The sequence below is a fragment of the Acidovorax sp. JG5 genome, assembly GCF_017939685.1.
Lineage (GTDB): Bacteria > Pseudomonadota > Gammaproteobacteria > Burkholderiales > Burkholderiaceae_C > Acidovorax.
On sequence record NZ_JAGKSE010000009.1, the window covers coordinates 61075 to 81196 of the forward strand.

Sequence of the window (20122 nt, forward strand, 5' to 3'; positions counted from 1 at the left end):
TTGTGATGAAGTTAACTGTTTGCGGCGGCCGGTGAGGCAGCGCCTGCATAGACCCGCGGGACGCGCTTGACGTTGCACAGCAGCTCATAGGCGATGGTTCCGGCGCTGGCGGCCACCTGGTTCACATCCACGGTCGCGCCCCACAGCTCCACTTCGCTGCCGATGCCGGCCTCCGGCAGATCCGTGAGATCGACGGTCAGCATATCCATGGAAACGCGCCCGATCAGGCGTGTGATTTGACCATCTACAGCCACTGCCGTGCCGGTGGGTGCCGTGCGCGGGTAGCCATCAGCGTACCCGATGGCCACCAGGCCCACCCGGGTGCGGCGCTCCGCGACAAACCCGCCGCCATAACCCAGCGGTGCGCCCGGCGCCAGCCAGCGTTCGGCAAAGACCCGGCTCTGCAACGCCATGACGGGTTGCAGGCCGCTCTTTGGATGGTGCGCGGCCAGCGGATCGGCACCATACAGCATGATGCCGGACCGGCCGTAGTGCTGGCGGGCGCCTGACCAGCCCAGGATGCCGGCAGAATTCGCCAGGCTCCGAGGGGCGTCCAGGCCGCTGCAGGCCGCATTGAACGTCGCGATCTGCTGCGCGGTGATCGGCACGTCCAACTCGTCGGCCCGCGCGAAATGGCTCATGAGCACGATGCTCCCAACGGCACTGCACGCCTGCAGCCGCGCGTAGCTGCCGGCCATGGCGGCAGGCGCGAAGCCTGCGCGGCCCATGCCCGAATCCATCTTGAGCCACACGTTGAGTGCGCCCGCATCGTTCGACATCTGCTCGATCCATTGCAGCTGCGCTTCCTGGTGAACGACGATCCACAGCGCGTGCGATGCGGCCGCATGCAGTTCAGCCGCGTCGAACGCCCCTTCGAGCACCAGTATCGGTGCGGTGATGCCCGCCTCGCGAAGCTCCAGCGCTTCTGACAGGAATGCGACGGCAAACCCGTCCGCGATGTCCGCCAGTGCCGCAGCGCAGCGCACGGCGCCATGGCCGTAGGCGTTGGCTTTGAGGACCGCGAGGACTTTTTCACCATGCAGCTCCCGGGCGGTGCGGTAGTTGTGGCGCAGGGCTTGAAGGTCGATGCGCGCCAGGCTGGGCCGGTTCATGCCGCCACGGCCGTGTGTGCCGGTGGGGCGCGACGGGCCGCCGCGGTGGTGTACCGGTCCAGGCCCAGCCCTTCGGTGTTGATTTCTGGGCGCTGACCCGTCACCAGATCGGCCACGATGCGCCCGGAGCCGCAGGCCATGGTCCAACCCAGCGTGCCGTGACCGGTATTCAGGAACAGGTTGGAATAGCGCGTGGCTCCCACAATCGGCGTGCCGTCGGGCGTCATGGGGCGCAGGCCCGTCCAGAACGTGGCGCGCGGTACATCGCCGCCCGGGAACAGGTCGTTGACGACCATCTCCAGCGTCGCACGACGCTGCGGATTCAGGCGCATGTCAAAGCCACCGAGTTCGGCCATGCCGCCGACGCGGATGCGGTCATCGAAACGGGTGATGGCGATTTTGTACGTCTCGTCCAGCACGGTCGATTGTGGGGCGCGATCTGCATCCAGCAAAGGAATGGTCAACGAATAGCCCTTGACGGGGTAGATGGGAAGCTGCAGATCCAAGGGGCGGAGCATGGCACGCGAGAAGCTGCCCAGCGCCATCACGTAGGCGTCCGCCGTGAACAGTTCGCCGTTGGCGCGAATGCCCTGGATGCGGTCGGCTTGCGCTTCGACCCCTTCGATATCCGTTCCGTAAATGAACCGCACCCCCAGGTCTTGGGCCATGCGGGCGAGTTCTGTCGTGAACAGCTGGCAATCGCCCGTCTCGTCGCCGGGAAGCCGGAGGCCGCCGGTGAGGCGGTCCTTGGCATAGGCCAGCGCAGGTTCGGCCAGCGCGAGTGCATCGCGGTCGAGAAGCTGGTATGCGACCCCGCACTCTTTCAGCACCTCGATGTCGCGCTGCACCGCATCCATCTGCGCCTGGCTGCGAAAGAGTTGCAGTGTGCCGCCGGTGCGCTGTTCGTATTGAATACCCGTGTCGGCACGCAGCGTGCGCAGGCAGTCGCGGCTGTATTCGGCGATGCGCATCATGCGTTCCTTGTTCACCGCGTAGCGCGCCTGCGTGCAGTTGCGCAGCATCTGGGCGATCCACTGCAGTTGCCAAAGGCTGCCATCGGCGCGCACCGCCAGTGGCGCATGCTTTTGGAACATCCACTGAATGGCTTTCAGCGGAATGCCCGGCGCGGCCCAGGGCGTCGAGTAGCCTGGAGATACCTGGCCGGCATTGGCAAAGCTGGTTTCCAGCGCGGGGCCGGGCTGGCGGTCGATGACGGTGACCTGCGCGCCAGCCTTGGCGAGGTAGTACGCGGTTGCGGTTCCGACAACGCCGCTGCCTGCAACAATGACTTTCATGGAATACTCGATGAGTGACGGTGAAGTCACTAAGTCTAGAAAATCATGTGCAGCTGATTTCACTGTTTTTGTTTTGATTGCCAAGGCAATCCACTGTTTTTTAAGTGCACCACGGGGTTCGACAGAAAAATGTTCCAAGCCGACAGAATTGACCTGGCCATCCTGGATGCCCTGCAGCGCCAGGGACGCATTTCTATGACAGAACTGGCAGAGAAGGTGGGCCTGTCGGCATCGCCCTGTACCGAGCGGGTGCGAAGGATGGAGCGCGAGGGCGTCATCGAGGGCTACCACGCACGCCTGTCATCGGAGGCGCTGGGCCGGACGCTGCTTGTGTTCGTGGAAATCAAACTGTCCGCGAAGTCCGGGGACGTTTTCGACAAGGTGAAGAGGGAACTGTCGCAGATGCCTGAAGTGATGGAAGCCCACCTGGTTTCCGGCGACTACGACTATCTGGTCAAGTTCAGGCTGCGCGGCATGGGCGAATACCGGCACTTGCTAGGAAACATTCTGAAGAAGCTACCCGTTACGGCAGAGTCGCGCAGCGTGGTGGTAATGGAAGAAGTCAAGGAAACGCTCAGCCTTCCGCTGGACCGGTAGCTGTTACGGGCCTCACGCAGCGACAGGCCGATGCCGTATTCGAACGTTCCCGGATCACGTATCTGCCTGCACGCTGGCATATTCTCGATTTTTTGAATCCACCTCTTCTGGAGCGATCCGAGAAGATCGCTATTTCACTCCCACTCGATCGTCGCTGGCGGCTTGCTGCTCACGTCATACGTCACGCGGTTGATGCCGCGCACTTCGTTGATGATGCGGCCCGACACTTTCTTGAGCAATGCGTAGGGCAGCTCCGCCCAGTCAGCTGTCATGAAATCGCTGGTCTGCACGGCACGCAGGGCGACCACGTAGTCGTAGGTGCGGCCATCGCCCATCACGCCTACGCTCTTGACGGGCAGGAAGACGGTGAAAGCCTGGCTGGTGAGGTCGTACCAGGTCTTGCCGGTGGCGTCGTCGGTGAAGTTGCGCAGCTCTTCGATGAAGATCGCGTCGGCGCGGCGCAGCAAGTCGGCGTATTCCTTCTTCACTTCACCCAGGATGCGCACACCCAGGCCGGGGCCGGGGAAGGGGTGGCGGTAGACCATTTCGGGCGGCAGGCCCAGGGCCACGCCGAGTTCACGCACTTCGTCCTTGAACAGGTCGCGCAGGGGTTCCAGCAGCTTCAGACCCAGCTGCTCGGGCAATCCGCCCACGTTGTGGTGGCTCTTGATGGTGACGGCCTTTTTGCTCTTGGCGCCGCCGGATTCAATGACGTCGGGGTAGATGGTGCCCTGGGCCAGCCACTTGGCACCCTTCGCTCCGTCGCCCTTGAGCTTGGCGGCCTCGGCCTTGAACACATCGACAAACAGGCCCCCGATGATCTTGCGCTTTTGCTCAGGCTCGCTCACACCCGCCAGCTTGCCCAGGAAGAGATCGCTGGCATCCACCCGGATCACCTTGGCGTGCAGCTTGCCGACGAACATGTCCATGACCATGTCGCCTTCGTTCAGGCGCAGCAGGCCGTGGTCCACGAACACGCAGGTGAGCTGGTCGCCGATGGCGCGGTGGATCAGCGCCGCGGCCACGGACGAATCCACACCGCCCGAGAGGCCCAGAATCACTTCTTCATCGCCCACCTGCTGGCGGATCTGCTCCACGGCTTCGGCGATGTGGTCGCGCATGACCCAGTCGGGGCGGGTAGCGCAGATCCCGAGCACGAAGCGATCGAGCAGCGCCCTGCCCTGCACGGTGTGCGTGACTTCAGGGTGGAACTGCACGGCATAGAAGCGGCGCGCCTCGTCGGCCATGCCGGCGATGGGGCAGCTATCGGTGCTGGCCATGAGCTTGAAGCCCGGGGGCAACTCAGTGACCTTGTCGCCGTGGCTCATCCACACGTTGAGCATGCCGTGGCCTTCAGACGTGGTGAAGTCGGCAATGTCCTTGAGCAGCGCGGTGTGGCCACGGGCGCGCACGGCCGCAAAGCCGAACTCGCGCTTGTGGCCGGTTTCCACCTTGCCGCCCAGTTGCTGCGCCATGGTCTGCATGCCGTAGCAGATACCCAGCACCGGCAGGCCCAGCTCGAACACGGCCTGCGGCGCCCGGTCGGTGGTGTCTTCGGTCACGCTGGCGTGGCTGCCCGACAGAATGATGCCCTTGAGCGAGCCATCCTTGGCGTAGTCACGCACCCATTCGTCGGTCACGTCGCAGGGGTGCACTTCGCAGTACACATTGGCTTCACGCACGCGGCGGGCGATGAGTTGGGTGACTTGCGAGCCGAAGTCGAGGATGAGGATTTTCTGGTGTTGCATGGCGATTTTGAATGAAATCGGCCTCTAGCGCTTATAAAATAAGCGCCAGCAGCTATCAAAACAGTAGCGTTTTGCGATCAGTCAGCGCGGTAGTTCGGCGCTTCCTTGGTGATCTGCACGTCGTGCACGTGGCTTTCACGGATGCCTGCGGTGGTGATCTCGACGAACTCGGCCTTGTTGTTCATGTCCTCGATCGTGGCGCAGCCGCAATAGCCCATGGCGGCACGCACACCGCCCGCCATCTGGAACACGATGGAAACCATCGAACCCTTGTAGGGAACGCGGCCTTCGATGCCTTCGGGAACCAGCTTGTCGGCATTAGGGTTGCCCGTGGTCGATTCCTGAAAATAACGGTCGGCACTGCCTTGCTGCATGGCGCCGATGGAACCCATACCGCGATAGCTCTTGTAGCTGCGGCCCTGGAACAAGATTACTTCGCCAGGCGCCTCTTCGGTGCCGGCAAACATGCCGCCCATCATGATGGTGCTGGCCCCGGCAGCCAGGGCCTTGGCGATGTCGCCGCTAAAACGCACGCCGCCGTCAGCAATCAGCGGCACACCGGTGCCGCGAAGCGCCGTGGCCACGTTGTCGATGGCCATGATCTGGGGCACGCCCACACCGGCAACGATGCGCGTGGTGCAGATCGAGCCCGGACCAATGCCCACTTTCACGGCATCGGCACCGGCTTCGACCAGCGCCAGCGCAGCCGCACCGGTGGCGATGTTGCCGCCAATCACATCCACCTGCGGGTAGTTTTGCTTGACCCAGCGCACGCGCTCGATCACGCCCCTGCTGTGGCCGTGCGCCGTATCCACCACGATGGCGTCCACACCGGCTTTCACCAGGGCTTCGACGCGTTCTTCGGTGCCCTCGCCCACACCCACTGCAGCCCCCACGCGCAGGCGGCCCGAGGCATCGCGCGCGGCATTGGGAAAGCTGGTCTGCTTGGTGATGTCCTTGACCGTGATCAGGCCCTTGAGCACAAAGTCGTCGTTGATGACCAGCAGCCGCTCGAGCTTGTATTTGTTGAGCAGCGCCTTGGCCTCACTGGCCGTGGCCCCCTCCTTGACCGTGATGAGCTTTTCACGGGGCGTCATGATCTGGTGCACCTTGACGTCGTAGCGGGTTTCAAAGCGCAGATCGCGGCTGGTGACGATACCCACCACCTTGCCACCATCGCACACCGGAAAGCCCGAGATACCCAGTTGCTCCGACAGTTCCAGCACCTGCAGCACGGTGTGCTCGGGGGTGATGACAACAGGATCGCGCACCACGCCCGACTCGTAGCGCTTGACCTTGGCCACGTGAGCGGCCTGCTCCTGGGGCGTGAGGTTCTTGTGCACGATGCCGATGCCGCCCTCCTGGGCGATGGCGATGGCCAGCCGCGCCTCTGTCACGGTGTCCATGGCGGCGGACACCAGCGGCAGGTTCAGCTGGATGTTGCGGGAGAGTTTCGTCGCGAGGGACGTGTCCTTGGGCAGGACCTGGGAGTACGCTGGCACCAGCAACACATCGTCGAAGGTGAGCGCTTTTCCAAGAAGGCGCATGAGAAAGCTCCAAAAGACAGATTGTACCCGCGCGGCCTGTGGCGAAAACGCTGCCACGGAAATCAAGTGAACTGGCGACTGCTCAGAGCCACGGCTAAACTTGCTGCCATGAAAATATACAAGCTTGTGCTGCTGGCCTTTGCCTGTGCTTGGTCAATGGGCGCGTCGGCCCAATGGCAATGGATCGACAAGGATGGCCGCAAGGTATTCAGCGACCGCGCGCCGCCTTTGGACATCCCGGACAAGAGCATCCTGAAACAGCCGGGAGGTAACCCGGGGGCGCGCGCCGATCAAAAACCGGCTCTGGCTACGGCGGCCGCCGCCGAAGCTGCCGCCGCCGCATCCACCCCCAAAGTCCCAGCCCCTGGCAAGGACAAGGAACTCGAAGAGAAAAAGGCACAGGCAGAGGCTGCAGAAGCGGCCAAGAAAAAGGCCGAAGAGGAAAAACTCGCCAAGGCCAAGGCAGACAACTGCGCCCGCGCTCGCCAGGCCAAGGCCACATTTGAGTCTGGACGCCTCATCACACATACCAATGCCCAGGGCGAACGCGTTTTCCTTGATGAAGCCACCCGCAACGCGGAATCGAAACGCGTTGACGGCATTATGGCGAGCGATTGCGCACGGTAATTAAGGGATGACGGCGCAGCCATCGCCGCTGTTGCCCGGACCTCAATAGCCCGATTTACCGCCAGGGCGCTGGCGCGCAAACAGACCGGTGGTGCGTGCGCCCTGGCGTGCAAAGCGCTCGCGCCGGGCCACCTTGGGGTCCACCTTGAGGGGGCGATACACCTCTACCCGGTCCCCCGGTGCGAGTGTGCAATCCAGTGCCACCTGGCGCCCCCATATGCCGACAACGGCACAAGTCTCCCCTTGCGGCAGCAGCGACGTCACCTCGCAGGCCTTCAGCGCTTCAGCCACCGTGGCGCCTGCAGGCAGGTGCAGCGTCCACTCGCCAATGCTGCGCGGCGCTGTGCAAACAACCACCGTGATTTGCAGCGCGCCGCCTTCGTCACCCATAGACCTGCTCCGCGCGCTTGACAAACGCATCGACCATGCTGGCGGCGATGCGGTCAAAGATGGGGCCCACCAAGGCCGCCAGCGCAGCGCTTTCAAACCCGTAGTTGAGCAACAGCTCGACCTTGCACGCGCGCTGGCTGCCATCCGCCACGGCATGAAAATGCCAGTCGCCCTCCAGGCGGGAAAACGGGCCCTTGATCAGGTGCATCTGCACGCGCCGGCCCTCTTCATGGGTGTTGCGGGTCACAAAGGTCTGCCGCAGCCCCGCCATCGCGATGCCGACCTCGGCGGTCATGCCTGCATCATCGCGCTCCAGCACGGCCGCATGGTCGCACCAGGGCAGGAACTGGGGGTAGTGCTCCACCCCCGTCACGAGGGCAAACATTTCTTCGGGGCTGTACCAGATGAGGACGGATTTGTGGACGGTTTTCATGCAGACGCTGCTTCGATGCAACTGGCCCATTGAATCGGCCAGGGCATCCGGAGGAAATTAGAATCGCTCTTGCGCGACCCAACCATTGTAGGGAGGCCTTTTATCTCCCCGTTTGCGCCGCATCTAATCTTTCATGGCCAAAAAACCCGATCCCACGTCCCGCATTGCCGACAACAAGAAGGCGGCCTTCAACTACTTCTTCGAAGAGCGCCACGAGGCCGGCATGGTGCTGTATGGCTGGGAAGTCAAGGCGCTGCGCGAGGGCAAGGTGCAGCTGACCGATGGCTACGTGCTCATCCGTGACGGCGAGCTGTACCTGCTGGGCTGCCTGATCAACCCCCTCAAAACCGCCTCCACCCACGTCAACCCCGAGGCAGCGCGCACCAAGAAGCTGCTGCTCAAAAAAGACGACATCAAGCGCCTGATCGTCAAGGTCGAGCAAAAAGGCTACACCCTGGTGCCGCTGAACCTGCACTGGAAGAACGGATATGTGAAATGCGAGATTGCGCTGGCCAAGGGCAAGGCCGAACATGACAAGCGCGACACCATCAAGGACCGTGAAGGCAAGCGCGAGGTCGAACGCGCCATGAAAAGCCGCAACCGCTGAAAATTTTTGCAAGGCGGCGGGAATAAACCACCGCGTCCATGTGTTTGTCTGCGTGCAGGGCCGCATTTCGCACCCGCCTGCACCATTACCCGGAGAAACCCATGAAAAAGCTCTTGCCCATCGCCGCACTCTTTGCGCTTGCCGCCTGCTCCTCCATGGCCCAGTCCCCTGCCAAACCCATGGATGGCGTGCTGGTCGGCGCCGGCGACATGACGCTCTACACCTTTGACCGCGACACCGCGGGCAGCGGAAAGTCCGTCTGCAACGGCCCCTGCGCCACCAACTGGCCACCCCTGATGGCCACACCGGCCCAAGCGGGCGGCGACTACAGCGTCATCACCCGCGATGACGGAACAACCCAGCTGGCCTACAAGGGAAAACCGCTGTACTACTGGTCCAAGGACGCCAAGCCCGGCGACAAAACCGGCGATGGTTTCAACCAGGTCTGGCACGCTGCGCGCCCCTGACCCATCCCATCCCTGACATCGCGACATGGACCGCACCCAGGTAGTCGAACAGCTTCCCGGCCTGCGTCGCTATGCCCGCGTGCTGACGGGTGACGCCTGGGCGGCCGACGACCTCGTGCAGGACACGCTTGAGCGGGCCTGCAGCAAATGGCGGCTTTGGCGCAGCGGCAGCGATCTGCGCGCCTGGTTGTTCACGCTGATGCACCACCTTTATCTCAACCAGCGCCGGGCGATGCCCTCGCTGCAACGGCTGGAAATGGAGGACGTGCAGGACAGCCTTCAAGCCCATGTGCCCCCATCGGACGATGCGCTGGACCTGGAGCGCTGCCTGCAGCGCCTGCCGGCCGAGCAACGCGCCGTGTTGCTGCTGGTCACGCTGGAAGACCTGAGCTACGAAGACACCGCCCGCATTCTGGCCATTCCCGTGGGCACCGTCATGTCGCGGCTGTCGCGCGCACGCAGCCGCCTGCGCGCACTGATGGAACACACACCCAGCGCGGTGCCGGGCCAGCCACCGGTGCTGCGCCGCCTCCAATGATTTCGGCCTTTGCCATGGACCACTCCACCCCCTTTTCTGCCGGCCCCTCCCATGACCATGCGTGGCATGCACTGGCGGATGGCCGGCTGCCCCCCGCCGACACCAAGGCCCTGCAGCAGCAACTGGCCGCCGACGCTGCGGCGCAAGCCACTGTTGCGCAGTGGCAGGCGCAGCGCCAACAATTGCGCGCCCTGCACCAGGACATGCTGGAGGCCCCCCTGCCGGATGCGCTGCTGCAGACCCTTGCAAACGCCACGGCGCGCAGGGCAGAACAGCATCGCCAGTGGTGGCGCTGGGGCGGCATGGCGGCCTCGGTGCTGGTGGCGTTTGCACTGGGATGGGTGGGCCGGGGCCAGTGGCCCGCGGTGGCACCCACCGGTCTCCTGGCCGTCAACGCCAACGCACCGGGCCAGCGATTTGCAGCGCAAGCCGCCATGGCCCACGCGGTGTACCAACCCGAGCAGCGCCACCCCGTGGAGGTGCCCGCCGCCCAGCAGGAGCATCTGGTGCAATGGCTGTCCAAGCGATTGGGGCGGCCCCTGAAAGTGCCATTGCTGACCGCGCAGGGCTATGAGCTGGTGGGCGGGCGGCTGCTGCCCGGCGACACCGGCGCACGCGCGCAATTCATGTACCAGAACGGCGCGGGCGAGCGCGTCACGCTCTACCTGGGCGCCCTGGCGCCCGCCGCCGCCACGAAGGCATCGCCCCCTGCAGGATCGGCTGCACCGGCCACCAACCCGCCGCAATCTGCAGACACCGCCTTCCGTTTCACCCAGGAAGGCCCGGTGCCGGGCTTTTACTGGACGGACCAGGGCTTTGGCTATGCGCTGAGTGGGCAGCTCTCGCGCCCGGCCCTGCAGGCGCTGGCCACGGCGGTGTACCAGCAGCTCGGCGCTTGAGACCAGCCCAACGGCCCGCAAAGGCGGGTGAAAAAGCGCCCTCACCGACCCGATCCGACGGGCCCGTGGCGCGCCCGCCGCGCGCACCGCGCAACGCCCTTCAGCGCAACGCAGCCAACGGATGCGCGTAGGCCGGCCAGGGGCTGACGAAGAACGGGGCCACCATCTCCGGTGTCACGTCTTCGATGCGCGCGGGGCTCCACTTTGGCGCGTGGTCCTTGTCCACCGCCAGTGCGCGGATGCCCTCCACCGTTTCGCTCTGGCCGGCGCGCAGGAAAAAGCAGTGGCGCACCATGTCGCGCTCCATGCGCAAATCGTCGGCCAGGCCCATGCTGCGAGCACGGCGCACCTGCTCCAGCACCACATGCAGCATCAGCGGCGATCGCTTGCGCAGCGTGGCCGCCGTCGTGCGGGCCCAGTCGGAATCCGTGGCCTCCAGCTGGTCCACGATCTCGCGCACGGCAGGCAACGCGAAATAGTGGTCAATAGTGCCTCTAGCGCTTGATAGCATTGCGCCAACAGCTATAAATTTAGAAGCAACATAGTTCTTGATGGCCGCACCATCGGCAAAGTGTCCCGATCCCAGGGCCTCCCACACCGGCGCCTGCTGGTCCACGGGCAGGCAACCATCGGCCAGGCCAAACTCCACCGCATCGCCGGCACCGATGGTGTCGCCCGTCAACGCCAGCCACTCACCCACACGGCCCGGGCAGCGGCTCAGAAAATAGCCCCCGCCCACATCAGGGAACAAGCCGATCGCCGTCTCGGGCATGGCCATCCTGGTGCGCTCGGTCACCACGCGCAGGGCCGCGCCCTGGCTGATGCCCATGCCGCCGCCCATGACGATGCCATCCATGAAGGCTATGTAGGGCTTGCCGTAGTTGTGGATCAGGTGGTTGAGCGCATATTCCTCAGTGAAAAAATCCTCCAGCAGCGGGTTGCCCTGGCCACCCGCCTGGTGCAGAAAGCGGATGTCTCCGCCCGCGCAAAAGGCCCCAAACGGGCCTTCCTTGTTGCTGCCGCGGATGGCCACGGCCAGCACCCGCGCGTCGTTTTGCCAGGCCAGCAGGATGCCCATCAGGTCCCGCACCATACCCAGCGACAACGCATTGAGCGCCCGGGGGCGGTTCAAGGTAATGAAGCCCACCTGGCCTCGCACCTCACTGAGCACTTCACTGGCCCCTTCCACTGTCACTTGCACTTTCATCTCCGTCATTTTTGTTCCTTCCAGCCTAAAAATTCATTGATTACCAAGGCGCCAATCACCAGCAGGCCGCCGGTCAGCACGGCAGCCCCAGGGCGCTCACCTGCACCGGCCCAGGCCAGCAAGATACCGAAGATCACCTCCAGCAAGCCCAGCAAGGCCATTTCGGGGGCCTTGAGCACACGCCCACAGCGCACCGCCAGAACGCACGGAATCGCCAGCTGAAACAGCCCGAGCAGCGCCAACAGAAGGATATCGTGGCCCGTTGCCTGAAACGGCAGTGCCAGGGGCAACGTAGCCAGCGCCGACAACACGGCGCCCACCAGCACCGCCGGCACCAGGTCCACCGCGTGGCCATGCTGCTGGGACGATTGCACCACCGTCCAGTTCGCCGCTGCCGCCACCGGAATGCACAGGGCCACCAGTGTGCCCGCCAGCGGCAACCCGGCCATCTGCGCCCCATACATCCACGCCATGCCCACGCCGGCAATTCCGATGGCCACCCAGGTGCGCAACGCAATCCGGTGCCCGATAAACAGGCGTGCAAACAGGGCCGTGAGCAGCGGGCCTGCCGCCATGGTCACCAGCACATTCGCCACGGGCATGAGCATCATGGCGACCATGAAGGTGGTGAACATCACGCTCCAGCACAGGCCGGAGAGCCACAGGGCAGCGCCGCCGCGGCGCATGGCCGAAAACACGCTGCGGCCCTGCAGCGCAGGCAGGATCACCAGCAGCGACAGCACGGTAAAAAAGCTGCGCCAGAAGGTCACTTCAAAGCTGCGCGCATGCTCCAGATGGCGCGTCACCACACCGGCAATGGACCACAGCAGCGTAACCAACAGCATCAGCGCGACCGCTCGGGAATGCGTGAGTTTCATGGGTTTTCGTCGGCAAATATCGCTTCAGACGGCAAAAGGGCCACTGCACTGCAGTGGCCCTTGTGGACACGGCCAGGAGCCCGTCGGAGCCCCTGGAACCGCGATCAGCGACCAGCGCGCTTGCGGTCGCTTTCCTTGAGGTGGCGCTTGCGGATGCGGATGGACTTGGGCGTGATCTCGACCAGCTCATCGTCCTCAATGAACTCCACCGCGTATTCCAGCGTGGCATCGATGGGCGGGGTGATCTTGATCGCGTCTTCCTTGCCCGAAACGCGGAAGTTGGTCAGCTGCTTGGTACGCGTGGCGTTCACGACCAGGTCGTTGTCACGGCTGTGGATGCCCACAATCATGCCTTCGTACACGGGGTCGTTCGCCTTCACGAACATGCGGCCGCGGTCGTCGAGCTTGCCCAGGGCGTAGGTGAAGATTTCACCGTCGTCCATGGAAATCAGCACGCCGTTCTTGCGGCCGCCGATATCACCCTTGTGCGGCTCGTAGCTGTCGAAAATGTTGGCAATAAGACCCGAGCCACGTGTCAGGTTCAGGAATTCGTTGGTAAAGCCAATCAGGCCGCGCGCAGGAATGCGGTATTCCAGGCGCACACGGCCTCGGCCGTCCGGCTCCATGTTCACCAGCTCGCCCTTGCGCTCGCCCAGTGCCTGCATCACGCCACCCTGATGGGCTTCCTCGATGTCGGCGGTGACCAGCTCGATAGGCTCGCACTTCTCGCCATTGATCTCCTTGAACACCACGCGCGGCTTGGACACAGCCAGTTCGTAGCCTTCGCGGCGCATGTTTTCCAGCAGGATGGTCAGGTGCAGTTCGCCCCGGCCCATCACTTCGAAGATGCCTTCTTCGTCGGTTTCCTTCACGCGCAGGGCCACGTTGTGTTGCAGCTCCTTTTGCAGGCGGTCCCAGATCTGGCGGCTGGTCACGTACTTGCCTTCGCGGCCGGCCAGCGGGCTGGTGTTGACGCAGAAGTTCATGGTCAGCGTGGGCTCATCCACCTTGAGCATGGGCAGCGGCGCGGGGTTCAGCGGGTCGGTGATGGTCACGCCAATGCCGATGTCGGCAATGCCGTTGATCAGCACGATTTCGCCGGGACCGGCTTCGGTGGCCTGCACACGGTCCAGCCCCTGGAAGGTCAGCACCTGGTTGACACGACCCTTGAGGCTCTTGCCATCGGGGCCTTCCATGACCAGCACGTCCATCATGGGCTTGATCGTGCCCTGGCTGATGCGGCCAACGCCGATGCGGCCCACGAAGGTGGAGAAATCGAGTGCGGAGATCTGCAACTGCAGCGGGGCAGCAGGATCACCCTTCTGTGCGGGCACATGCTTGAGCACCGTGTTGAACAGGGCCGACATGTCAGGGCCCCACTGCTCACCCGGTGCGCCTTCTTCAAGCGACGACCAGCCGTTGATGCCCGAGGCATACACCACGGGAAAGTCGAGTTGCTCGTCGGTGGCACCCAGCTTGTCGAACAGGTCGAATGCCGCGTTCACCACCTTGTCGGGATTCGCGCCGGGCTTGTCCACCTTGTTCACCACCACGATGGGCTTGAGACCCAGGGCCAGCGCCTTCTTGGTCACGAAACGCGTCTGGGGCATGGGGCCTTCTTGCGCATCGATCAGCAGCACCACGCCGTCCACCATGGACAGTGCACGCTCCACTTCGCCACCAAAGTCCGCGTGACCAGGGGTGTCGACGATGTTGATGTGGGTGCCTTCCCAGCTCACGGCGCAGTTCTTGGCCAGGATGGTGATGCCACGCTCTTTTTCGATGGCGTTGTTGTCCATCACCGTATCCACCACTTTTTCATGCTCGGCGAAGGTGCCGGACTGGCGCAGCAGTTGGTCGACCATGGTGGTCTTGCCATGGTCCACGTGGGCAATGATGGCGATGTTGCGGATTTGTTTGCTCATAGTTTTTCCAATATGCCGCTGGCTTGTAGGTGCGGCGTGCCTTCCAAAATTTGTTGAATTTCCAGCGGACTCAGGAGCCTTTCGGGCACCAGTTCACCGTCTTTTATATGACCGACGCCCAGCAGGGCCGCAGGAGCCTCGCTGAAAACCGCCACGGCGCTAGCGTCTGGCCAGTGCCCCCTGCGCCGCAACCCCGAAAGGAAACGAGCGGTATTGTCGCTGTCCAGCGTGACACGCATGTGTTGTGCCAGCAACGATTCGGGTGCGTGAAGGCTGGCCAGGCGTTCAGCCTCGGGCATGGCCTCTAGCTGCTCCAGCGTAACGCAGCCCTCCACACCCAGCCCGCCCGTGTCGATGCGTCGCAAAAACGTCAAGTGCGCCCCGCAGCCCAGGGCAGCGCCGATGTCTTCACCCAGGGTACGGATGTAGGTGCCTTTGCTGCAGGTCACTACTATTTTGATAGCATTCTGCGCCTGATCCGTATGCACCAGCGTCAGATTCAACGCATGAATAACCACATCGCGGGCCTCGCGCTCCACCGTGACGCCTGCGCGGGCGTACTCGTACAGCGCCTTGCCATCCTTCTTGAGCGCGCTGTGCATGGGCGGCACCTGGCGGATGGGGCCGGTGAACTGCTGTTGCACGGCCGCCAGGCGCTCAGGGGTGAGCTGGGCGGGGTCCACATCGCAGCGCTGCACCACATCACCCTCGGCGTCGCCGGTGGTTGTCGTCGTGCCCAGGAGGGCGATGGCTTCATAGGTCTTGGCAGCGTCGAGCTGCAGCTGGCTGAACTTCGTGGCTGCGCCAAAACACAATGGCAGCACGCCGGTGGCCAGCGGATCGAGCGTGCCGGTATGGCCCGCCTTCTCGGCGCGCAGCAGCCATTTCGCCTTCTGCAAGGCGTCATTACTCGAAAGGCCGAGCGGTTTGTCGAGCAGCAACACCCCATGCACAGGGCGCCGCTGCACCCTGGTGCGTGGCGCGCGCACCGCGCCCCCACGCTCATTCACTGCGTGTAAATCGCTGCCCCCCAAGGGGGCCTTCGCACCTTGGGGCGGCCCGGCGATGCTCACTTCAGTCTTCTTTCGCGCGCGAGGAAACAGCCTTGGCAATCAAGGCATTCATGTCGGCCGCACGCTCGGAGGTACGGTCAAACACGAAATGCAGCGTGGGCACCGTGTGGATGTGCAGGCGCTTGAACAGGCCATTGCGCAGAAAACCTGCAGCCTGGTTGAGTGCCGCCTGCGTTTCCACCGGGTCGCCCACCAGCAGGCTGAAGAACACCTTGGCGTGCGCATAGTCGGGAGTCACCTCCACACCCTGCAGCGTCACCATGCCCACGCGCGGGTCTTTCAACTCGCGCGCGATCAGTTCCGTCAGATCACGCTGGATCTGATCGGCCACCTTGAAGGCGCGGTTGGGGGTGGAAGATTTCTTGGCAGCCATGGATTACAGCGTCCGCGCGATTTCCTTGATGTCAAAGAATTCGAGGTGATCGCCTTCCTTGATGTCGTTGTAGTTCTTGAGCTTGATACCGCACTCGAAGCCTTCCTTGACTTCCTTGACATCGTCCTTGAGGCGCTTGATCGAATCGACTTCGCCGGTGTAAGCCACCACGTTGTCGCGCAGCAGGCGGAACTTGGCGTTGCGGTGCACCATGCCGGACGTGATGTACGAGCCGGCAATCGTGCCGATCTTCGTTGCCACGAACACGGTGCGGATCTCGGCCGTACCGATGATTTCCTCGCGCTGCTCAGGTGCCAGCATGCCCGACATCGCCACCCGCAACTCGTCCACAGCGTCATAAATGATGCTGTAGTAGTGCAGATCGACGCCATTGCTCTCGGCCAGCTTGCGCGCACCAGCGTCGGCACGCACGTTGAAGCCAATCACGATGGCCTTGGAGGCGATGGCCAGGTTGATGTCCGACTCGCTGATGGCGCCCACTGCGGCATACACCAGCTGCACCTTGACCTCGTCGGTGGAGAGCTTGAGCAGCGACTGCGCCAGCGCTTCCTGCGAGCCCTGCACGTCGGCCTTGACGATGATGGGCAGCATCTTCACTTCGCCCGCCGTCATGTCAGCAAACATGTTCTCCAGCTTGGCCGCTTGCTGGCGCGCCAGCTTGGTATTGCGGAATTTGCCAGCACGGTAGGTGGCGACTTCGCGCGCACGGCGCTCATCGGTCAGCACCATGAAGTCGTCGCCGGCCTGCGGCACTTCGGTAAGGCCCTGGATTTCGACCGGAATCGACGGCCCCGCCGTCTTGGCGACCTTGCCGCTTTCATCCAGCATGGCGCGCACGCGACCGTAGGTCTGGCCTGCCAGCACCACATCGCCCACCTTCAGCGTACCGGACTGCACCAGCACGGTCGCCACAGGGCCACGGCCCTTGTCCAGCTTGGCTTCGATCACCAGGCCCTTGGCCAGCGAATCGACGGGCGCCTTGAGTTCCAGCACTTCGGCTTGCAGCAGCACCTGCTCCAGCAGGGTGTCGATGCCCATGCCGGTCTTGGAGGACACGGGCACGAAAGGCGAATCGCCACCGTACTCTTCAGGAACCACCTCCTCCACCACCAGTTCCTGCTTGACGCGGTCTGGATTGGCATCGGGCTTGTCCGACTTGGTGATGGCCACCACGATAGGAACACCCGCCGCCTTGGCGTGCTTGATGGCTTCCTTGGTCTGGGGCATCACACCGTCATCGGCAGCCACCACCAGAATCACGATGTCGGTAGCCTGCGCACCGCGGGCACGCATGGCCGTGAAGGCTTCGTGACCGGGGGTGTCGAGGAACGAGATCATGCCGCGTGGTGTTTCCACGTGGTAGGCACCAATGTGCTGCGTAATGCCGCCGGCTTCGCCTGAAGCGACCTTGGCGCGGCGGATGTAATCGAGCAGCGAGGTCTTGCCGTGATCGACGTGACCCATCACGGTCACCACCGGAGCGCGCGGCAGAACCGCCACGTCCAGCTGGGCCGAATCCTCGTCGGTGAATGCTTCCGGATCGTCCAGCGCCGCCACCACGGCCTTGTGGCCCAGTTCCTCCACCACGATCATGGCGGTGTCCTGGTCCAGCGGCTGGTTCATGGTGACCATCTGGCCCATCTTCATGAGCGCCTTGATGACCTCGGAGGCCTTGATGGACATCTTGTGGGCCAGCTCGGCCACGGTGATGGTTTCAGGCACGTGCACTTCAATGGTGCGCGCCTCCACCGGAGCGGAATGCTGGTGGTGGTCATCACGGTGATCGCGGCCATCGCCACGGCGGCCACGCGGGCCACCACGCCAGTTGTTGCGACCGACACCGCCGCTGCTGTCGCCGCGGGTCTTGATTTCTTTTTTCTTGGCCGTATCGCCTGCCCAGCTGGAAGACAGCTTGGCCGACTTGACTTCCTTGCCAGCACCGGGCGCGGCTGCGCCTGCAGCCGCCGGAGCGCCCGCGCGGGCAACACCCGTCCCGACCGCAGGCTTGTGCAGCGTGCCCTTCTTGGCATCACCCACGGCTGCAGGCTTGGCCACAGGCTTGGGTTCCTCGGGCTTTTTGGCCACCATGACCGCCTTCTTGGGCGTGGCCATCATGGACCGAATAGCAGCCGCTTCGGCTTCCGCCTTGCGGCGGCGTGCATCCAGATCGGCAGCACGAGCCGCCTCTTCGTCGGAACGGGCCTTGGACTCGGCTGCAGCTTTCTCACGGGCCTCGGCTTGTGCAGTTGCGCGTGCCGCTGCTTCTGCCGCCTGCTCGCGGGTGGCTTCCTGCTTGACTGCAGAGGCCTGTGCCTTTTTCTCGGCTTCCTGGGCTGCGTAGGCGGCGGCGCGCTCTTCGGCTTCGCGCTCGCGCTTCTCACGTGCTTCGCGATCGGCACGCTTTTCGGCCAGCTCGGCTTCCTGGCGACGAATCAGCTCGGCCTGGCGGCTCGCTTCTTCTTCGCGGCGGGCCAGTTCGAGGTCTTCGCCGGCGGCAGCGACGTCTTCCACCGGGGATTCCCTGGATTCGGCAACACTTTCGACACCTTCATCGCGCTGGATGAAAGTGCGCTTCTTGCGCACCTCCACCTGGATGGTGCGCGCCTTGCCGGTGGCATCGGCTTGCTTGATTTCACTGGTGGACTTCTTCACCAGCGTGATCTTCTTGCGATCGGCAGAAGCCGTGCCATGGCTGGCCTGCAGATAAGCAAGCAGTTTTTGCTTGTCCGACTCGGTCAACGCGTCGGACGGTGCAGCCTTGCCCACACCCGCAGCCTTGAGCTGATCGAGCAGGGTTTCAGGCGATTTTTTGAGTTCGGTTGCAAACTCGGCGACAGTATTACTGGACATATGTGGTTCGTGCCTCCCTGACCTTACTCTTGCCCTGCGAACCAGTGTTCGCGCGCCTTCATGATCAAGGCTTTGGCATCTTCTGCGGACTGTCCGGTCAGGTCGGTCAGTTCATCAATGGCCAGATCGGCCAGGTCGTCACGCGTGTGCACACCATTTTCTGCCAGCTTGGCAATCAATTCGGGTGTAAGGCCTTCGAGATCGCGCAGATCCTGCGAAACCTCGCCAACGCTTTCCTCGCGGGCGATTTCCATGGTGAGCAACGCATCCTTGGCACGGGTACGCAGCTCGCTCACGGTGTCTTCGTCGAAGCTTTCGATTTCCAGCATTTCCTGCAGTGGCACATAAGCCACCTCTTCCAGGCTGTTGAAACCTTCGGCGATCAGGATGTCGGCGATTTCCTCGTCCACATCGAGCTTTTCCATGAACAGACGGCGGGCCGTATCAGACTCGTTGGCCTGCTTCTGGGCCGACTCGGCGGCGTCCATGATGTTGATTTTCCAACCAGTCAGGTCGGAGGCCAGACGCACGTTCTGGCCGCCACGACCGATGGCGATGGCGAGGTTTTCCTCATCCACCACCACGTCCATGGCATGCTTTTCCTCATCGACCACAATGGACGAGACGTTGGCCGGGGCCAGCGCACCAATCACGAACTGGGCCGGGTCTTCGGACCACAGCACGATGTCCACGCGTTCGCCGGCAAGCTCGTTGGTCACCGCATTCACACGGGTGCCGCGCACGCCAACGCAGGTACCGATGGGGTCCACGCGCTTGTCATGCGACAGCACGGCGATCTTGGCGCGCGAACCGGGGTCACGGGCGCAGCTCTTGATCTCCAGCAGGCCTTGCTCGATCTCGGGCACTTCCTGGCGGAACAGCTCGACCATGAACTCGGGGGCCGAGCGCGACAGGATGATGGGGGCGCCACGCAGCGTCAAGTCCACCTCCATGATCATGGCGCGCACACGGTCACCGCTGCGCAGGTTTTCCTTGGGGATCATCTCGCCGCGGCGCAGGCGGCCTTCCACGCGGCCGGACTCGACAATGATGTCGCCCTTGTCCATGCGCTTGACGGTGCCGGTGAAGATGCGTTCGCCGCGCGACATGAAGTCGTTGAGCAGCATTTCGCGCTCGGCGTCGCGGATCTTCTGCAGGATGACCTGCTTGGCCGCCATGGCACCGATGCGACCGATGGGCACGGACTCGACACCTTCTTCGATGTATTCCCCGACTTCGATGTCCGCGATACGCTCCTTGGCGTCCATCAGCAGCTCTTCGGCTTCGGGATTTTGCAGACCCGCCTCGTCAGGCACTACCAGCCAGCGACGGAAAGTCTCGTAGTTGCCGCTGTCGCGATCGACGGACACGCGGATGTCCACCTCGCCCTGATACAGCTTCTTGGTAGCCTGGGCCAAGGCCGATTCCACGGCGCCCAAGACCACATCGCGCTCCACGTTCTTCTCGCGCGAAATGGCCTCAACCAACATCAACAATTCGCGATTCATGCGACGACTCTCCTGTTTCTATCATCC

19 protein-coding genes are annotated in these 20122 nt (G+C 63.4%); 6 read left to right on the forward strand and 13 right to left on the reverse strand.

The window, feature by feature from the left end; translation table 11 throughout:
• Positions 1-11: 11 nt before the first annotated feature.
• Both alr and J8G26_RS11410 read right to left on the reverse strand, forming a co-directional pair.
• The gene (gene alr, locus J8G26_RS11405; RefSeq protein WP_210569003.1) at positions 12-1112 is read right to left on the reverse strand and encodes an alanine racemase; all 1101 of its coding nucleotides are present in this window, start codon (positions 1110-1112) and stop codon (positions 12-14) included.
• The gene (locus J8G26_RS11410) at positions 1109-2407 is read right to left on the reverse strand and encodes a D-amino acid dehydrogenase (RefSeq protein WP_210569004.1); all 1299 of its coding nucleotides are present in this window, start codon (positions 2405-2407) and stop codon (positions 1109-1111) included. The genes alr and J8G26_RS11410 overlap by 4 nt, the downstream gene beginning before the upstream one ends.
• Positions 2408-2536: 129 nt before the next feature.
• Between J8G26_RS11410 and J8G26_RS11415 the strand changes: the two genes are divergently transcribed.
• Positions 2537-3004 carry a winged helix-turn-helix transcriptional regulator gene (locus J8G26_RS11415; protein ID WP_210569005.1) on the forward strand — a complete coding sequence of 156 codons (468 nt, stop codon included), beginning with the start codon at positions 2537-2539 and terminating at the stop codon, positions 3002-3004.
• 134 nt (positions 3005-3138) lie between these two features.
• Here the strand turns inward: J8G26_RS11415 and guaA are convergent, their stop codons facing one another.
• Both guaA and guaB read right to left on the reverse strand, forming a co-directional pair.
• Entirely contained in the window at positions 3139-4752 is a 1614-nt protein-coding gene (gene guaA / locus J8G26_RS11420) for a glutamine-hydrolyzing GMP synthase (protein WP_210569006.1), read from the reverse strand.
• A gap of 77 nt (positions 4753-4829) precedes the next feature.
• The gene (gene guaB, locus J8G26_RS11425; protein WP_087745163.1) at positions 4830-6299 is read right to left on the reverse strand and encodes an IMP dehydrogenase; all 1470 of its coding nucleotides are present in this window, start codon (positions 6297-6299) and stop codon (positions 4830-4832) included.
• A gap of 108 nt (positions 6300-6407) precedes the next feature.
• On the opposite strand from guaB, the gene J8G26_RS11430 reads away from it, so the two are divergent.
• On the forward strand, positions 6408-6926 hold the full coding sequence (locus tag J8G26_RS11430; protein WP_087745161.1) for a DUF4124 domain-containing protein: 519 nt from the start codon (positions 6408-6410) through the stop codon (positions 6924-6926).
• A gap of 42 nt (positions 6927-6968) precedes the next feature.
• Here the strand turns inward: J8G26_RS11430 and J8G26_RS11435 are convergent, their stop codons facing one another.
• Both J8G26_RS11435 and J8G26_RS11440 read right to left on the reverse strand, forming a co-directional pair.
• Positions 6969-7316 (reverse strand): RnfH family protein, encoded by a 348-nt coding sequence (locus J8G26_RS11435; protein ID WP_087745159.1) that lies wholly within the window; start codon positions 7314-7316, stop codon positions 6969-6971.
• Positions 7309-7749 (reverse strand): type II toxin-antitoxin system RatA family toxin, encoded by a 441-nt coding sequence (locus tag J8G26_RS11440; protein WP_087745157.1) that lies wholly within the window; start codon positions 7747-7749, stop codon positions 7309-7311. Before J8G26_RS11440 ends, J8G26_RS11435 begins: the two co-directional genes overlap by 8 nt.
• A 133-nt stretch (positions 7750-7882) precedes the next feature.
• On the opposite strand from J8G26_RS11440, the gene smpB reads away from it, so the two are divergent.
• The 4 genes from smpB to J8G26_RS11460 all read left to right on the forward strand — a co-directional run bounded on the left by smpB (position 7883) and on the right by J8G26_RS11460 (position 10260).
• Complete coding sequence (smpB, locus tag J8G26_RS11445; RefSeq protein WP_087745155.1) at positions 7883-8356, forward strand: SsrA-binding protein SmpB; 474 nt, start codon at positions 7883-7885, stop codon at positions 8354-8356.
• A gap of 101 nt (positions 8357-8457) precedes the next feature.
• Positions 8458-8823: a hypothetical protein gene (locus J8G26_RS11450; protein ID WP_087745153.1), complete on the forward strand. Its 366-nt coding sequence runs from the start codon at positions 8458-8460 to the stop codon at positions 8821-8823.
• Between the two features lie 25 nt (positions 8824-8848).
• Complete coding sequence (locus tag J8G26_RS11455) at positions 8849-9361, forward strand: sigma-70 family RNA polymerase sigma factor (protein ID WP_087745152.1); 513 nt, start codon at positions 8849-8851, stop codon at positions 9359-9361.
• Positions 9362-9375: 14 nt separating this feature from the next.
• Positions 9376-10260, forward strand: a complete 885-nt coding sequence (locus J8G26_RS11460; protein ID WP_198314773.1) for an anti-sigma factor — start codon at positions 9376-9378, stop codon at positions 10258-10260.
• Between the two features lie 100 nt (positions 10261-10360).
• Here J8G26_RS11460 and J8G26_RS11465 read toward each other — a convergent pair whose 3' ends face one another.
• From J8G26_RS11465 to nusA, 7 genes are all read right to left on the reverse strand, one after another.
• Entirely contained in the window at positions 10361-11476 is a 1116-nt protein-coding gene (locus tag J8G26_RS11465) for an enoyl-CoA hydratase/isomerase family protein (RefSeq protein WP_246881363.1), read from the reverse strand.
• On the reverse strand, positions 11473-12345 hold the full coding sequence (locus tag J8G26_RS11470) for a DMT family transporter (RefSeq protein ID WP_210569007.1): 873 nt from the start codon (positions 12343-12345) through the stop codon (positions 11473-11475). Before J8G26_RS11470 ends, J8G26_RS11465 begins: the two co-directional genes overlap by 4 nt.
• A 104-nt stretch (positions 12346-12449) precedes the next feature.
• The gene (gene typA / locus J8G26_RS11475; RefSeq protein ID WP_210569008.1) at positions 12450-14270 is read right to left on the reverse strand and encodes a translational GTPase TypA; all 1821 of its coding nucleotides are present in this window, start codon (positions 14268-14270) and stop codon (positions 12450-12452) included.
• On the reverse strand, positions 14267-15259 hold the full coding sequence (gene truB, locus J8G26_RS11480) for a tRNA pseudouridine(55) synthase TruB (RefSeq protein ID WP_210569042.1): 993 nt from the start codon (positions 15257-15259) through the stop codon (positions 14267-14269). The genes typA and truB overlap by 4 nt, the downstream gene beginning before the upstream one ends.
• Before the next feature lie 85 nt (positions 15260-15344).
• The gene (rbfA, locus tag J8G26_RS11485; RefSeq protein ID WP_005795091.1) at positions 15345-15716 is read right to left on the reverse strand and encodes a 30S ribosome-binding factor RbfA; all 372 of its coding nucleotides are present in this window, start codon (positions 15714-15716) and stop codon (positions 15345-15347) included.
• A 3-nt stretch (positions 15717-15719) separates the two neighbouring features.
• Entirely contained in the window at positions 15720-18587 is a 2868-nt protein-coding gene (gene infB, locus J8G26_RS11490; protein ID WP_210569009.1) for a translation initiation factor IF-2, read from the reverse strand.
• Between the two features lie 23 nt (positions 18588-18610).
• On the reverse strand, positions 18611-20095 hold the full coding sequence (gene nusA / locus J8G26_RS11495) for a transcription termination factor NusA (RefSeq protein WP_210569010.1): 1485 nt from the start codon (positions 20093-20095) through the stop codon (positions 18611-18613).
• Positions 20096-20122: the final 27 nt, after the last annotated feature.

Bases quoted from the DNA above. Each gene is read 5' to 3' on its own strand.
- J8G26_RS11450 (WP_087745153.1), top strand. From the start codon at position 8,458: ATGAAAAAGCTCTTGCCCATCGCCGCACTCTTTGCGCTTGCCGCCTGC.
- J8G26_RS11415 (WP_210569005.1), top strand. From the start codon at position 2,537: ATGTTCCAAGCCGACAGAATTGACCTGGCCATCCTGGATGCCCTGCAG.
- J8G26_RS11470 (WP_210569007.1), bottom strand. From the start codon at position 12,345: ATGAAACTCACGCATTCCCGAGCGGTCGCGCTGATGCTGTTGGTTACG.
- nusA (WP_210569010.1), bottom strand. From the start codon at position 20,095: ATGAATCGCGAATTGTTGATGTTGGTTGAGGCCATTTCGCGCGAGAAG.
- typA (WP_210569008.1), bottom strand. From the start codon at position 14,270: ATGAGCAAACAAATCCGCAACATCGCCATCATTGCCCACGTGGACCAT.
- alr (WP_210569003.1), bottom strand. From the start codon at position 1,112: ATGAACCGGCCCAGCCTGGCGCGCATCGACCTTCAAGCCCTGCGCCAC.
- J8G26_RS11440 (WP_087745157.1), bottom strand. From the start codon at position 7,749: ATGAAAACCGTCCACAAATCCGTCCTCATCTGGTACAGCCCCGAAGAA.
- J8G26_RS11455 (WP_087745152.1), top strand. From the start codon at position 8,849: ATGGACCGCACCCAGGTAGTCGAACAGCTTCCCGGCCTGCGTCGCTAT.
- J8G26_RS11430 (WP_087745161.1), top strand. From the start codon at position 6,408: ATGAAAATATACAAGCTTGTGCTGCTGGCCTTTGCCTGTGCTTGGTCA.
- smpB (WP_087745155.1), top strand. From the start codon at position 7,883: ATGGCCAAAAAACCCGATCCCACGTCCCGCATTGCCGACAACAAGAAG.
- guaA (WP_210569006.1), bottom strand. From the start codon at position 4,752: ATGCAACACCAGAAAATCCTCATCCTCGACTTCGGCTCGCAAGTCACC.
- J8G26_RS11465 (WP_246881363.1), bottom strand. From the start codon at position 11,476: ATGACGGAGATGAAAGTGCAAGTGACAGTGGAAGGGGCCAGTGAAGTG.
- J8G26_RS11460 (WP_198314773.1), top strand. From the start codon at position 9,376: ATGGACCACTCCACCCCCTTTTCTGCCGGCCCCTCCCATGACCATGCG.
- J8G26_RS11410 (WP_210569004.1), bottom strand. From the start codon at position 2,407: ATGAAAGTCATTGTTGCAGGCAGCGGCGTTGTCGGAACCGCAACCGCG.
- J8G26_RS11435 (WP_087745159.1), bottom strand. From the start codon at position 7,316: ATGGGTGACGAAGGCGGCGCGCTGCAAATCACGGTGGTTGTTTGCACA.
- rbfA (WP_005795091.1), bottom strand. From the start codon at position 15,716: ATGGCTGCCAAGAAATCTTCCACCCCCAACCGCGCCTTCAAGGTGGCC.
- infB (WP_210569009.1), bottom strand. From the start codon at position 18,587: ATGTCCAGTAATACTGTCGCCGAGTTTGCAACCGAACTCAAAAAATCG.
- guaB (WP_087745163.1), bottom strand. From the start codon at position 6,299: ATGCGCCTTCTTGGAAAAGCGCTCACCTTCGACGATGTGTTGCTGGTG.